General features: G+C 60.0%; 14 protein-coding genes. 7 read left to right on the top strand and 7 right to left on the bottom strand.

The features are described 5' to 3' along the window. Positions 1–19: 19 nt before the first annotated feature. Together pcaG and pcaH are read right to left on the bottom strand one after the other, a co-directional pair. Positions 20–607 (bottom strand): protocatechuate 3,4-dioxygenase subunit alpha, encoded by a 588-nt coding sequence (gene pcaG / locus J2W46_RS21255; protein ID WP_310355901.1) that lies wholly within the window; start codon positions 605–607, stop codon positions 20–22. Positions 608–610: 3 nt separating this feature from the next. Continuing rightward, the gene (gene pcaH / locus J2W46_RS21250) at positions 611–1,315 is read right to left on the bottom strand and encodes a protocatechuate 3,4-dioxygenase subunit beta (RefSeq protein ID WP_020068917.1); all 705 of its coding nucleotides are present in this window, start codon (positions 1,313–1,315) and stop codon (positions 611–613) included. A 106-nt stretch (positions 1,316–1,421) separates the two neighbouring features. On the opposite strand from pcaH, the gene pcaQ reads away from it, so the two are divergent. Together pcaQ and J2W46_RS21240 are read left to right on the top strand one after the other, a co-directional pair. After that, positions 1,422–2,420: a pca operon transcription factor PcaQ gene (pcaQ, locus tag J2W46_RS21245; protein WP_204523175.1), complete on the top strand. Its 999-nt coding sequence runs from the start codon at positions 1,422–1,424 to the stop codon at positions 2,418–2,420. 235 nt (positions 2,421–2,655) lie between these two features. Next, a complete protein-coding gene (locus J2W46_RS21240; RefSeq protein ID WP_310355898.1) occupies positions 2,656–3,789 on the top strand; it encodes a 4-hydroxyphenylpyruvate dioxygenase family protein in 1,134 nt (377 codons plus the stop codon). Between the two features lie 2 nt (positions 3,790–3,791). On the opposite strand, the gene J2W46_RS21235 is transcribed toward J2W46_RS21240, so the two are convergent. Continuing rightward, positions 3,792–4,436, bottom strand: coding sequence for a helix-turn-helix domain-containing protein (locus J2W46_RS21235; protein WP_020068920.1), 645 nt, complete (start codon positions 4,434–4,436; stop codon positions 3,792–3,794). Between the two features lie 435 nt (positions 4,437–4,871). On the opposite strand from J2W46_RS21235, the gene J2W46_RS21230 reads away from it, so the two are divergent. The 3 genes from J2W46_RS21230 (at position 4,872) to J2W46_RS21220 (ending at position 7,763) form a co-directional block, all read left to right on the top strand. Beyond that, positions 4,872–5,267 (top strand): hypothetical protein, encoded by a 396-nt coding sequence (locus tag J2W46_RS21230; RefSeq protein ID WP_256972097.1) that lies wholly within the window; start codon positions 4,872–4,874, stop codon positions 5,265–5,267. 142 nt (positions 5,268–5,409) lie between these two features. After that, the gene (locus J2W46_RS21225; protein ID WP_088175630.1) at positions 5,410–5,643 is read left to right on the top strand and encodes a hypothetical protein; all 234 of its coding nucleotides are present in this window, start codon (positions 5,410–5,412) and stop codon (positions 5,641–5,643) included. A gap of 398 nt (positions 5,644–6,041) precedes the next feature. Continuing rightward, positions 6,042–7,763, top strand: a complete 1,722-nt coding sequence (locus J2W46_RS21220) for a PQQ-binding-like beta-propeller repeat protein (protein WP_310355896.1) — start codon at positions 6,042–6,044, stop codon at positions 7,761–7,763. Positions 7,764–7,807: 44 nt separating this feature from the next. Here J2W46_RS21220 and J2W46_RS21215 read toward each other — a convergent pair whose 3' ends face one another. From J2W46_RS21215 to J2W46_RS21200, 4 genes are all read right to left on the bottom strand, one after another. Continuing rightward, positions 7,808–8,188, bottom strand: a complete 381-nt coding sequence (locus J2W46_RS21215; RefSeq protein ID WP_310355894.1) for a hypothetical protein — start codon at positions 8,186–8,188, stop codon at positions 7,808–7,810. 127 nt (positions 8,189–8,315) lie between these two features. After that, on the bottom strand, positions 8,316–8,609 hold the full coding sequence (locus J2W46_RS21210) for a DUF4148 domain-containing protein (protein WP_020068925.1): 294 nt from the start codon (positions 8,607–8,609) through the stop codon (positions 8,316–8,318). A 173-nt stretch (positions 8,610–8,782) separates the two neighbouring features. Continuing rightward, positions 8,783–9,865 (bottom strand): aldose epimerase family protein, encoded by a 1,083-nt coding sequence (locus J2W46_RS21205; RefSeq protein WP_310355892.1) that lies wholly within the window; start codon positions 9,863–9,865, stop codon positions 8,783–8,785. A 34-nt stretch (positions 9,866–9,899) separates the two neighbouring features. After that, on the bottom strand, positions 9,900–11,123 hold the full coding sequence (locus J2W46_RS21200; protein ID WP_027804777.1) for a XylR family transcriptional regulator: 1,224 nt from the start codon (positions 11,121–11,123) through the stop codon (positions 9,900–9,902). 290 nt (positions 11,124–11,413) lie between these two features. Here J2W46_RS21200 and xylA point away from each other — a divergent pair, with 290 nt between their 5' ends. Together xylA and xylF are read left to right on the top strand one after the other, a co-directional pair. Further along, positions 11,414–12,736, top strand: coding sequence for a xylose isomerase (xylA, locus tag J2W46_RS21195; protein ID WP_020068928.1), 1,323 nt, complete (start codon positions 11,414–11,416; stop codon positions 12,734–12,736). A gap of 142 nt (positions 12,737–12,878) precedes the next feature. After that, entirely contained in the window at positions 12,879–13,907 is a 1,029-nt protein-coding gene (xylF, locus tag J2W46_RS21190; RefSeq protein WP_020068929.1) for a D-xylose ABC transporter substrate-binding protein, read from the top strand. Positions 13,908–13,935 lie beyond the last annotated feature (28 nt).

The following is a 13,935-nucleotide window of genomic DNA, read 5'->3' as shown; positions in this document are numbered from 1 at the left end:
AAAGCGTAGGGGAATCGCGTTACAGGTCGAAAAAAACCGTTTCCTTGTCGCCTTGCATATAGATGTCGAAGCGATACACGTTGGCGGTGTTCGGCTCGCGGCACGCGATCAGGGTTTCACGCCGGTCGGCCGGAACTGCCGTCAGCACGGGGTCGCGCTCGTTGGCTTGCGCTTCGTCCTCGAAATAAATGCGCGTGAACGTGTGAAGCAGCATGCCGCGCATCGTCACGATGACGTTTAAATGGGGCGCCTCGTCAGGGCTCACGCGGCCCGGTTTGACCGTCTCGACGACAAAGCGCTTTTGCGGGTCCGTGCCCGTGCCCACGCGTGCAAAGCCGCGAAAGCCGGTCTTGAGAATTTCCTCGCGCGATTCGGGGTAGTGGCCATCGGCGTCGACCTGGGACACTTCCAGCATGGCGTCGCCGATCACTTTGCCGTCACCGTCGAACACCTGTCCCACGATCGTGATGTGCTCGCCCGCCGCTTCGCGGTCGGCCACCACTGGCGTGAACAGGCTCTTGAAGTCGAAATCGTATTGCTGCGGGCACAGGCCGTACGCGAAATACGGTCCGACCGTCTGCGAGGGCGTTTGCTTGAGAGTGGTCATGGCTTAGCGCTCCATCGGAGTTTCGTTACGGCCGCGCAGCACGATGTCGAAGTCGTAGCCGAGCGCGTAGGCCTCTTGCGTGGTATCGAGCGAAAATTTCGCAATCAGTCGATCACGGGCCTGCTCAGGCGTGCCCTGGAAAATCGGATCGAACGCCAGCAGCGGGTCACCGGGAAAATACATCTGCGTGACGAGGCGCGAGCCGAAATGCTCGCCGAACAGCGAGAAGTGAATGTGATTCGGGCGCCACGCGTTCGGATGATTGCCCCACGGATATGCGCCCGGCTTGATCGTCAGAAAGCGATAGCGGCCTTCGTTGTCCGTGATGCAGCGGCCTGCGCCCAGGAAGTTCGGATCGAGCGGCGCGTCGTGCTGATCCATTTTATGCACATAGCGGCCAGCCGCATTCGCCTGCCAGATTTCCACGAGCGTGTTGCGCACCGGGCGTCCGCCCTCGTCCAGCACGCGCCCCGTCACGATGATGCGTTCGCCAAGCGGTTCGCCGTTACGGACCGCGTTGCGCGTGAGATCGCTGTCGAGCGCGCCGAGGTCTTCGGTGCCGTAGACGGGCACGCGCTGATCGCGCAGCTTTTCCTTCAGCGGAATCAGCGGGCGTGTCGGGCCGCGTTTAACCGAGGAACCGTAGCCGGGATAGATGTATTCGGGATGCGACGCGAAATCGCGCGCGCTGAGAAAGGAATCGTCCATCAGTGTCTCCTTCGGGATTTGTGGGATAAGGCTTATCAACGGACTTTATCCAAACTGGACGGTTATGAAAAATGACGTTTTGGCGCTTTTCGTATAACCTTCCGTTATGCAACGCAGTCTCGCGGACAGCCGCGTCAAATTCCGTCATCTACAGTGCTTTCTGGCCGTAGCCCAATTCGGCAGCGTCCAGCGGGCCGCTGACAGCCTTTCGATTACGCAGCCGGCCGTCTCCAAGACGGTCGCGGAACTCGAAACCATTCTGGGCGTAAAACTCTTTGAGCGTGGCCGTCACGGGGCGGTGCCCACGCGGGAGGGGCAACTCTTCATGCCCCATGCAAGCGCGTGCGTCAGTGCGTTGCGGCAGGGCGTCGATCTGCTCGCGCGCGCGGAAGGCGCGGCCGCGGCCACGCTCGAAGTCGGGATTCTGCCGACTGTCGCGGCGGCGCTGATACCGCCCGTGCTCAAGCGTTTCGCGTCTCTCTGGCCGCGCGTGATCGTGCGCCTTGCAACCGGCGCAAATCCCGAATTGCTCGAGCGCCTGAAAGCGGGCACGATCGAATTTGCCATCGGGCGACTAGCCGATCCCGAACGAATGGTGGGGCTGAGCTTCGAGCAGTTGTTCACCGAACCGCTGATTGCAGTCGTGCGCGCGGGGCATCCGCTCGATGCAGCGCCCGGTTTACCCTCGGCCGCATTGCAGGATTTCACAGTCGTGTTGCCGCCGTTCGGAACGCTGATCCGGCAGTCGGCGGAAAGTTTGTTGAGCGCCTGGGGTGTGCCGCCGCTGTCGGCGTTCGTGGAAGTGCTGTCGGTTTCGACCGGGCGTGCGCTGACGCTCGAGAACGACGCCGTGTGGTTTGTGCCGCTCAGCGCGGTGGAGTACGAACTGGCGCACGGCATGCTTGTGCGTCTTCCGTTGCCGTTCGCGGGCACCGGCGAGCCGGTTGGCTTGATCCGGCGCTCGGACACGCAGCCGTCAGCAGTGGGAAGGGCTTTTATCGACGCTGTGCGAGAAGTTGCTCAGTTGCGAATGGCCGCGAGCGCGAGCAGGCCCGCGGGCAACGCTGCACGCAAGCGTGCGCGCCGCACAACGTCGACAACTTGATGCACAAAGCGCAGCGAACGGTGCTACGCAATTAGCTGCGCGCGCGCACCGGCTGCGGCTCTGTGAACCAGTCAGTACAAAATGAAGTTGCGAACGTCACGCTAGCCGGTGTACAAACACGTTGCAAAAGCCGTCGCCGACCGCGCGATGCAGCGCCGCGCTGCGAGTCGAGACGGGTTGCAAAGACATCGGAAACACTGGAAACAGCGTCGTAAGACAGTACAAGGAGATTGCCATGCCTAGCGACTTGCCCACTCCAGACGCCGCGCTTCGCGCCGTGTCGGCGCCTGAGCACAATCCGCTCGGTACGGCCGGGCTGGAATTCGTGGAGTTTGCCTCGCGCGATCCGCAGGCGCTGGGCGAGACTTTCACCAAGCTCGGCTTCAAGGCAATCGCACGCCACATCAGCAAGGACGTCACCCTGTTCCGGCAGGGCGAAATGAATTTCCTGATCAACGCGGAGCCCGATTCGTTTGCTGCGCGCTATGCCGAAGAGTACGGCGCGGGCATTTGCGCGATCGGCATTCGCGTGGCCGACGCGCAACGCGCTTTCGACCGCGCGATCGAACTCGGCGCGTGGGCTTTCGAAGGCGAGAGAATTGGCGCCGGCGAGTTGCTGATCCCGGCGATTCAAGGCATTGGCGATTCGCATATCTACTTTGTCGACCGTTGGCGCGGACGCGGCGGGCAACGCGGAGGCCTTGGCGATATCTCGATCTTCGACATCGATTTCCGTCCGATCCAGATCGACACTGCGCACGCCGACCTCAGCCATGCAGGCACGGGTCTCGTCGCCGTGGATCATCTGACGCAAACGGTCGGCGAGGGTCGCATGCAGGAATGGCTCGACTTTTACCGCGACCTGCTCAACTTCCGCGAGATTCATGAGCTGCACGCGAACTGGCATGTGTCGGCCGAATCGCGTGTGATGGTGTCGCCGTGCGGTGCGATCCGCATCCCGCTGTACGAAGAGGGCACGCGCCGGACCGACCTGATGCACGAGTATTTGCCGGATCATCCGGGCGAGGGCGTGCAGCACCTGGCGCTTGCCGCAGACGATATTTTCGCGTGCGTCGAGCAGTTGCTTGCAAACGGCGTGGAATTCGTCGAGCCGCCTCCGCGCTACTACGAGCAGCTGGACGCGCGCTTGCCAGGACACGGTCTCGACGTCGAGCGGCTAAAGCGCACGCACGTTCTGGTGGATGGCGAGATCGGCCTGGACGGCGTGCCGCTGCTGTTTTTTCAGACCTTCGTGCGTCGCGGTGCCGGCGAGATTTTCTTCGAGATCGTGCAACGCCAGGGACATCATGGATTCGGTGAAGGTAACCTCAGCGCGCTCGCGCGGGCGCGCGAGCAGGCCGGCGCCTGAAGTCAGATTTCGCGCTGCTTTTTCGGCGACTCATTAACGGCCGGTGCTTGCGGAATGTCGGCGCTGGTCGCCATCCATAATACTTCGGCATCCTCTTCACTTGTCGAGACCGCGGCGTGGCCGGTGCGGCTGTCGAAGTACAGGCTGTCGCCGGCGTTCAGATGTGTCGGGGCGTACAACTCGGAGTGAAGGCACACGCTGCCGCTGATCACGTACAAAAACTCTTCGCCTTCATGACGGCCCCAGTCGTCGAACGCGTCCAGCGTGTGCGCCGAGATGCGGATTCGGAACGGCAGCATTGCTTTGTGCGCGAGGTCGGTCGCAAGCAACTCCATCTGATAGCCGCGATACGCGTGACGTTGCCCTTCGCCTTTGCGCGTTAGCGCGCGACGTCCGCTTGCGCTCACTTTGGGCATCGAGCCGAATAACTCGCCGATTTCGATCTTCAACCCGAGGACGATCTTTTGCAGGACGTCGAAAGTGGGGGACATGAGGCCGTTTTCCACTTTGGATAAAGTCGAGCGGGAAACGCCGCAAAGGCGGCTCGCCGTTTCGAGCGTCAAATCCTGCGACTGGCGGGCAGCGCGGACGCGACGGCCAAGATCGGTCGTCGAGGGTTCAGCGGGCTTGGTGATCTGGGTGTCCATGAGGTCTGCTGCTTTCGTTGCTATCTGAGCGGTAGTTTGCTGTTTCCGATAATAACATTTGGCGCGGATCGTGAAGTTAGCGCCTCGGCTACCGATTTGGCTGTCGGCGCAATTGCAGATGATGGTTGGACTTTCTGATTGGAAACAGGGAGTATGCGTGCATTAAGCGTTTAATAGGCTCCGCGCTGCGGCATTTCGGCCACTGTCGTTGCCAACGGGCCGTTTAAAACCTTTCGATGACATAAAACTGACTCAACGCAATTTGATATGCCCGTCGTCATGTGCATTAACTTAGGTTAACAAACGCATGAGCGGATTGATTTATTGCTGCAATGTATTACGATGCTCAAACTAAAAATAGCATCAAGAAGATAAACCCTCATGTCGCAGAATCGGAAGAAACGCCAATCGGGGAATAGGGCACGTAGGAGGCCCTTGGGAAAAGCGCAGTTATTACCGCACACGGCCGCGTACGTGCGTGAACAGTCGCTCTGCTGGCATCTGGCGTTGGCCGCTTTCAAAACCGGAAACGGTAATGGGGATTTGCTTGCCAAAATCGTCAAGGCGCTTTATCTCGCCTGGTACCTTCAGGAGGCAGGTTTTGGTGCGGTGGAGCGCGAGGTTTATCTTGATGCTGAACGTATTCTCGATGTCGCAGCTTCGTGTGCAAGCCGGGGTGTTTGGGTTATCGAAAGCGCGGATTGTCCGCCTATTATCCAGATTCTCGATCTACATGAACGGCAATTGCTTTGTGCGCCTGTGTTCGCTGTCGCCGAGGCGGAATCATGCGTTGTGCGTTTTGGAAAAAGCGAGAAAAGGGCGCCGTGGTGATGCAGTCCGTGAATTGCATGGTTCATCGCGACACTCCATCTGCTCGAAGCGCTCCTAACTGCCCGAAGCGGTAGAGGACCAGCCGTAGCCAGGCGCGCTGCTTGCTCATACAGTGCAGACCCCAAATGCACGGAGCGCGAAAATGGCGAACAACGATTCAGACGAAATGGACGACCAGGGCAACGCTTCGAAGGCTACCGGAGCTTCAGGAGGCGGCTCATTCGGCAATCAGCGCGGCGCACCAGTCACTGGCGGCGCGCCGGAGAACGGACAGAGAGGCGAAGGCGAGGTGCATCCTGCGCCAGATACCAATCCGCGAGGCAATCGCGCCCACGAAGCAACCGAGGGGCGGGACAACGGGCAGGACAAGGCATAAGCCAAAGCACACGCAGAGCGTTGACGGCGATATGCATAGCAGCACGGTCGGCGGCGTTGCCGCGCAGCAGGGCAACTCCCGGATAGGCGACAGCGCCCGGCCGTACGGTTAGACGTCGAGCTGTAGCAACTGCCGCAGTACAACGCGTGGTTCGTGACGGCGGTGTGCGGACGTAATGGGTGCTGGAAACCTCGAACGGGGATCAACAATGACAGAAGCACGGACACGATTCAATTCCCGACGACGACCCTGAACGATTCTGGCCAACACGAGTTGGCACGCTGACAAGTGGCCCGACGCAACGCTTCGCTCTTTGCGAAGCAACGAAGGGTAGATCCGCACTGGAAAGTCGACGGTCATTGGGACTGGCAGTCTTCCCGATCGCCTGGGAGACGTCTATGAACCGCAACATGTATCTGCACAAATGTGCGCTGTCCTGGCGCCGGGTAGTGTCGACCGGCCTGCTTGCCATCTTCTGTATCGCCTGTAGCGGCGGCTCGGGCGGCGACTCCAGCACGAGCAGTACGAGCGGCGGAAGCGGGTCCGGCGGAACGGGCACCGGCGGGACCGGCTCGGGTGGATCGGGTGGTTCGGGCTCTGGTGCAACGTCTTCTGCGAGCGACGTTCTGACGTATCACAACGACCTAGCCCGTACCGGACAGTATCTTGCGGAGACGACGCTGACGCCCGCCAACGTTAACCCGACCGGATTTGGCAAGGTTGCGTTCCTCGCGGCAGACGGCAAGGTCGATGCTCAACCGCTCTACGTCAGCAATCTCTCCATTGGCGGCACAGCGCACAACGTCGTCTACGTCGTGACCGAGCACGCCAGCGTCTACGCATTCGACGCCGACACCAACACACAACTGTGGCAGCGCTCCCTGCTTGGCTCCGGCGAGACGACGAGCGACGATCGTCACTGCGGTCAGATCACACCGGAAATCGGCATCACGTCGACACCGGTTATCGACCGCACGCGCGGCACGGCGGGCGTCCTGTACGCGGTCGCAATGAGTAAAGATGCGAGCGGAGGCATTCATCAACGCCTGCACGCAATAGATCTCGTGACAGGATCGGAGGCCCTCGGTGGTCCCACCGAGATCACGGCCACCTACCCTGGAACCGGCGCGAACAGCAGCAACGGTGTCACCGCTTTCGATCCTCAGCAATACGCGGAGCGGCAGGCGCTAACCCTCGTCAACGGCAATGTCTATCTTGCATGGACGTCGCATTGCGACCAGGGCACTTACGGCGGTTGGGTGATGGCCTACAGCGCGGATACGCTTTCGCAGACAAGCGCGCTGAACCTCACTCCAAACGGAAGTGAGGGCTCGGTCTGGATGAGCGGTGCGGGTATGGCATCCGACGGCGCATTCCTGTACCTCCTCGACGCGAACGGCACTTTCGACGCAACGCTGAATGCGCAGGGTTTCCCTATTGCAGGCGACTATGGGAACGCCTTCCTTAAGCTGTCGACTTCGCCGAGGCTCGGTGTGGCCGACTATTTCGCGACTTTCGACACTGTCGTGCAATCAGCAAGGGACGCGGATCTCGGATCGGGCGGTGCATTGGTACTGCCGGACCAGGCAGACGCAAGCGGCACGACCCGGCATCTCGCCTTGGGAGCGGGCAAGGATTCGAAGATCTACGTGGTCAATCGCGATTCGATGGGCAAGTTCAACACGAGCGCCAACCAGATCTGGCAGGAGATCGACGGGCAACTGCCGGGAGGCGTTTTCGGCATGCCCGCCTATTACAACCATGTCGTGTATTTCGGCTCCGTGGGCGACAATCTCAAGGCGTTTCCGGTGACCGCTGCACTCCTGGCAACGAGCCCCGCATCGCGCAGTCCCGGCACTTTCCCTTACCCAGGCGCCACGCCCAGCGTTTCGGCGAATGGCGCGTCGAACGGGATTGTCTGGGCCGCCGAGAACGGCGCCGTTGGCGCGCTGCATGCCTTTAACGCCGGCGATCTGAGCCAGGAACTCTACAACAGTAACCAGTCCGGTACGCGAGACACATTCGGCGCGGGAAACAAGTTCATTACGCCAATGATCGCGCACGGGCACGTGTACGTGGGCACGACCAACGGCGTGGCGGTATTCGGTTTGTTGAAATAGAAAAGAAGCTGAAGCTCGCGGCGCCCGTCCAAGCGCGGCGAGCTTCAACTGCCGATTACCCTCTTCGCCCTCTTTTTCCTGACTCCGGGCTCGACTCCCACGCGCAGATCTCGCCGCTTAACCGCCTCGACAACAGCGCGAGCGACCTGCTCGAATTCCTCCTCCCGCTGCGACAAATAAAGCCATTTGCCGAGTACGGGATGCGGCGCGAGTTGCACAAACTCGGCAGTGAGATCTGCATGCCGATCACGCGACGTGCACACCAGCAGTCCATTCCAGGGCTCCTCGCCGTCGCCGATCGCAAGGCAGAGCAAGCCATCTACATAAGCCGCTTCGAAGCCGAATAAGCGCTTCCTCAGAAAGCCGGGATCGTCTTCGAAAGGCTCGAAGATCCACAGCAAAGAATTCTTAACGGATGAACCCATGACCGCTCCTGTTTGCGAGCGATCATCTTAAGGCGAAGAGACTGCATAAAGGAGACGCACAGTCCCACAAGGCCTTGCGCAATAGCAACTCAGGCCGGCAACCGGCCATTGCGCAAAAGTGCAACTCTCACTTGGCAGGCGCGGCAGCCCCTGCTTGCGACGAACCCGTCGCCGTAGAACCGTAGCCGGTGGTATCGCTCTGAGCCATCGCATTTTGCGCAGCAATGCGAGCTTCGGCTGCTTGAATGTCCGCGGGATAAGTCGCATCCACAGCAACGGCCGGGTTGTATCCCGCCTGCTCGATCTGCTTCAGCTGAGCCTTCACTTCCGCGCGCGTGAGCGGCTGCTCCGACTGTGCAAACGAGACAACTGGCGCGGCCAGAACAACAACCAGCGCGACTGTTTTGATAAGCGATTTCATGATGCTTCCCTCCGGGAATGATGTACTCCGATGCCGCAGCGGATCGTCGGCACCATTCGCGGATTTTAGGAAGCCCTTATTCCAGGGAAAACCCCCAATGCTGTAATTCACTCTTGCAGCAAATGACAAGTCGGCGTGCTGTAATGGACGGCGTAAACAATGAAGGCACGTCGTCAAACGCCGTGGCGCACGTCGACCTTATATGCGGTGACTTGCCGGTAGGTGTCTCCTGCCCGAACGATTACATCGCTCTGTTCCGCCGGCATGTTCACCTGGTTCGGAAAACCGCCAGCTTCGAGGCAAAGCCCTGCATGTGCCTGATAAACCACACCGCCGCGTCCCGCGTCTCCTTTCAACCAGTTGCCGCTGTAAAACTGCAAGCCACGCTGGTCGGTTGACACGGTCAATTCCCGTCCGCTCCCCGGATCGTAAAGACACGCGACTTCGCGCATATGGCCGGCTTGATTGGCGTCAGCAGCCGCCTCGCGCAGTACGTAGCAATGATCGAAGCCGCCCGCTTGCACGAGTTGTCCGTGCGGCCAGTCGAGGCGAGCGCCAATCGGCGCGCTCTGCCGGAAGTCGAATGCATTGCCCGCTACATCCGCAAGCCTGCATGGAATCATTGCTGCATCGACTTCGAAGAACTGATCGGCGTCGATCGACAGCATGTGTCCGCGAATATCCGCGCCCGCGCGGCCAGTCAGATTGAAGTACGCATGACTCGTCAGATTCAGCGGTGTGGCGGCGTCGGTAATGGCTTCGTATTCGATGGTCAACGTGCCGTCATCGTCGAGCGTATAGCGCACCTGCGTGGTGACGTTGCCTGGAAAGCCCGCGTCGCCTTCCGGCGACTCGAGCCGCATGAGCAGCGATCCGTTGTCCTCGCTGACATCCCACATCGCACGGTGGAAGCCCACGCTTCCCCCATGCAGCAGGTTCGCGCCCTCGTTGCGGTCGAGCGTGTACTCGATGCCATCGAGCGTAAAACGGGCGTCGGCAATGCGATTCGCCCAGCGGCCGATCAGCCCGCCCATATAGGTCGTGGCCGCGACGTAATCGGCCGGCGTGTCATGCCCGAGCAGAATATCGCCGAGACGTCCGGTGCGATCCGGCGCATGCCACGAAACGAGCGTCGCGCCCAGGTCGCTGATGGCGACCTTCATGCCGTGCGCGTTGCGCAGCGTGAAGAGCCGTACCGGGTCGCCGCCATTGAGCGCGCCCCAAGGCTCGGATGAAAGTTGTGCGATGCTGATCATATCGTCGATAAAAATTTGAGAAGTAAAGGCATGCTCAGCCTGGCGTGGAAGCCTGAGTCGAGTTCACGCGATCCTGGTACTCGCGCGGCGTGCAACCGAGTTCGCGCCGGAAAACCGCATACATGTATTGCAGCGACGTGAAGCCGCAACGTATCGCCACTTCCGCACTCGATGCATCGCGCTTCGCAAGCAGCGCCTTCGCGACATCCAGTTTATGGCGCAAGATTTCCTGATGCACGGTGCATTTGCGTTCGCGTCGAAAGTACTCTTCCAGCGACGAGCGCGACACGCCCACGTAATCGGCCACCTGTTCGGTGCGAATGCCCTGGCACGCGTACTGACGGATGAAATGCCGCGCGCGCATCACATACGGACTCGCAAGCGGTTCGTGTCTTGTCGACTCGAGCACGTTGATCCCGACGGGCGGCACGAGAATGCGCCGCCCAGGAAAGCGCGCACCGCGCAGCATCTGATGCAAAAGGTGGGCGGCGGTGCGCCCCATTTCTTCGGTGCCCTGTATCACGGAGGAAAGCGGAATGCGTGTGAGCGTCCGCGTTAGCGGGTCGTTGTCGATGCCGATAATCGCGACTTCTTCCGGTACCGGAATGCCCGCAATCAAGCACGCTTGCAGTAAATGGCGCGCGCGCGCATCGGTCACGGCGATAATGCCAACGGGCTTAGGCAACTCGCGCAGCCACGCAGTCAGCTGTTCGGTCGCCTGGTTCCATGAAGGCGCGCTGGTCGACAGCCCACGATAAATCTCGCTCTGAATCTGCTCGGCGCTGTGCCCGTCCGTGCTGCGCAGATGAGCGAACGCAAGTTCGCGCTGCTGCGCCCAGCGGTTCTCTTGCGCTTGCGGCAAGCTGTACAGCGCAAAGTGTTCGAGGCCGGCGCCAATTAAATGCGTATAAGCCAGTGAAACGAGCTTGCTGTTATCGGTCGCGATATAGGGTAAATCCGGGGGATACTGTGACGGGTCTTCAAACGACGAGCCCACCGCGACGACCGGCAATGGGCAATCGCGCAATGCTTCACTCACGGCAGGATCGTCGAAATCCGCAATGATTCCGTCGCCGTCAAAGCGCTCGATACCCGTCAGGCGGCAGCGAAAGTCTTCTTCCAGAAAGAGGTCCCACGCCACGCGTGTGGACAGCAGATAGTTACCAATGCCGGTAATGATCTCGCGATCGTAGACCTTGTTCGCGTTGAACAGCAGTGCGATCCGATGGGTCGTCTGTGGAGTTTGCGGACGGGTCATGGCGGTGCTCGGCATGCGGATGGTCAAACCCGCAAAGCCTTCGTCTCCTATGTCGACAGAGTAGGCGCTGCAGCGTCTATCTCCGGTTCGATGTTTTTAAGCGTCCGGTTATTCTAGGCCGCCAATCGCGCACCAGTGCAAAACAAAATGGCGGGCGGTGAGAAACATCAAGCACGCTGCGCAATTTCGCAATTGCCGATGCTTGCGGCAAGCGGCAGCATGGCGTCACCTTATCGACCGGCGCGGCCACGTCCGCACGGGTTGCAGTGCAACAAATACTGGAGACGCTGATGTCCTACTTCGAACACATTCCCGAGATCCGTTATGAAGGCCCGCAGTCGGACAACCCGCTTGCGTACCGTCACTACGACAAGAACAGGAAGGTACTCGGTAAAACGCTCGAAGAACATCTGCGCATTGCGGTGTGCTACTGGCATACGTTCGTCTGGCCGGGTGTCGATATTTTCGGTCAGGGCACATTCAAGCGCCCATGGCAGCAGTCCGGCGACGCAATGGAAATGGCGCATCTGAAAGCGGATGCCGCGTTCGAATTTTTCTCGAAGCTGAGCACGCCGTATTACACGTTTCACGATACCGACGTGGCGCCCGAAGGCAGTAACCTGAAAGAGTACAGCGAGAACTTTTCCCGCATAGTGGACTACCTCGCACGCAAACAGCAGGACACCGGTATCAAGCTGCTGTGGGGCACGGCCAACCTGTTCTCGCATCCGCGTTATGCTGCGGGCGCGGCCACGAGCCCCGATCCAGAAGTATTCGCATTTGCCGCGACACAGGTACGTCATGCACTCGACGCCACACAACGGCTAGGCGGCGAGAACTACGTGTTGTGGGGCGGACGCGAAGGCTACGACACGTTGCTCAATACCGATCTCGTGCGCGAACGCGATCAACTCGCGCGCTTCCTGCATATGGTCGTGGACCACGCGCATAAGATCGGCTTCAAAGGCTCACTGCTGATCGAGCCAAAACCGCAGGAGCCGACCAAGCATCAATACGATTACGATGTCGCGACCGTGCACGGATTCCTGCTGCAATACGGGCTTGCGAAAGACATTCGCGTGAACATCGAGGCGAATCATGCAACCCTTGCCGGCCACTCGTTTCATCACGAGATCGCAACGGCTTTTGCACTCGATATCTTCGGCAGCGTAGATGCGAACCGCGGCGACCCGCAAAACGGCTGGGATACCGATCAATTCCCAAATAGTGTGGAAGAACTGACGCTCGCGTTTTATGAAATCCTCAAGCACGGCGGGTTCACCACGGGCGGCATGAACTTCGACTCGAAAGTACGTCGGCAAAGTGTCGATCCGGAAGATCTGTTTTACGGTCACATTGGCGCGATCGACAACCTCGCGCTCGCCGTGGAACGCGCGGCTGTGCTGATCGAAAACGACCGTCTCGACCAGTTCAAACGCCAGCGTTATGCAGGCTGGGACGCCGAGCTTGGACGCAAGATCCTGTCGGGCGACTTCTCGCTGTCGGCGCTCGCCACCGAAGCGCTGTCGCGCGATCTGAACCCGCGCCACGCGAGCGGCCAGCAGGAGCGCATGGAAAACATCGTCAATCAGGCGATTTATAGCGGACGCTGACGAGCACTGTTGCACGTGAATAAAACGCGCGGACATATACCGCGCGAATAAAAAAGCTTTGGGTTGTCGCTTGTCCGGACCTGCGGCTCGCAGCGCAGGCCGTCCAATCCGGAATTCCGGCTATCAAAAGAAGGAGACAGAAATGAAATTCGCAACACGTCGTACTGTACTGGGTTCGCTCGTATGTGGAGCGGTGCTGGCCAGCCTGTCACTGGCGGCGCCGCTTGCGCATGCCAGCAAGGATCATCCGGAGATCGGCTTCTGTATCGACGACCTGCGCGTCGAACGCTGGTCACGCGACCGTGACTATTTCGTCGCGGCTGCGGAAAAACTCGGCGCGAAAGTATCCGTGCAATCAGCCGATGCCAGCGAGGCGCGGCAAATCTCGCAGATTGAAAACCTGATCTCGCGCGGCGTCGATGTCATCGTGATCGTGCCGTTCAATTCCAAGACGCTCGGCAACGTGGTCGCCGAAGCCAGAAAGGCAGGCATCAAGGTCGTTTCATATGACCGCCTGATTCTCGATGCCGACGTTGACGCCTACATCTCGTTCGACAACGAGAAGGTGGGAGAACTGCAGGCGGAAGGTGTTTATAAGGCGCAACCGAAGGGCAACTACTTCCTGCTTGGCGGCGCGCCGACCGACAACAACGCGAAGATGCTGCGCGAAGGACAGCTCAAAGTGCTGAAGCCCGCCATCGACAAGGGCGATATCAAGCTGGTCGGGCAGCAATGGGTGCCGGAGTGGAGCGCATCCACCGCGCTGCGCATCGTGGAAGACGCGCTAACCGCCAACAACAACAAGATCGACGCAATCGTTGCGTCGAACGACGGAACCGCCGGCGGCGCGATCCAGGCACTGGCCGCTCAGCACATGGCCGGGAAAGTGCCCGTCTCGGGTCAGGACGCCGACCTCGCAGCAGTCAAGCGGCTGATTGCGGGCACGCAGACCATGACCGTCTACAAACCGCTGAAGCTGATTGCTGGTGAAGCGGCAAAGCTCTCGGTCGCGCTGGCGAAGGGTGAGAAGCCTGCCTTCAATGCGCAATACGACAACGGAAAGAAGAAGGTCGACACGGTGCTGCTGCAGCCTACGTTGCTCACCAAGAGCAACGTGGATGTAGTCATCAAGGACGGCTTCTACACCCAGGCCCAGCTCGCGAGCCAATGAGCGTAACGTGCGCGCGGTTCACGTCGAT

It is taken from the genome of Paraburkholderia strydomiana (assembly GCF_031456815.1).
Lineage (GTDB): Bacteria > Pseudomonadota > Gammaproteobacteria > Burkholderiales > Burkholderiaceae > Paraburkholderia > Paraburkholderia caledonica.
This window is presented reverse-complemented; position numbering and strand designations above follow the sequence as displayed.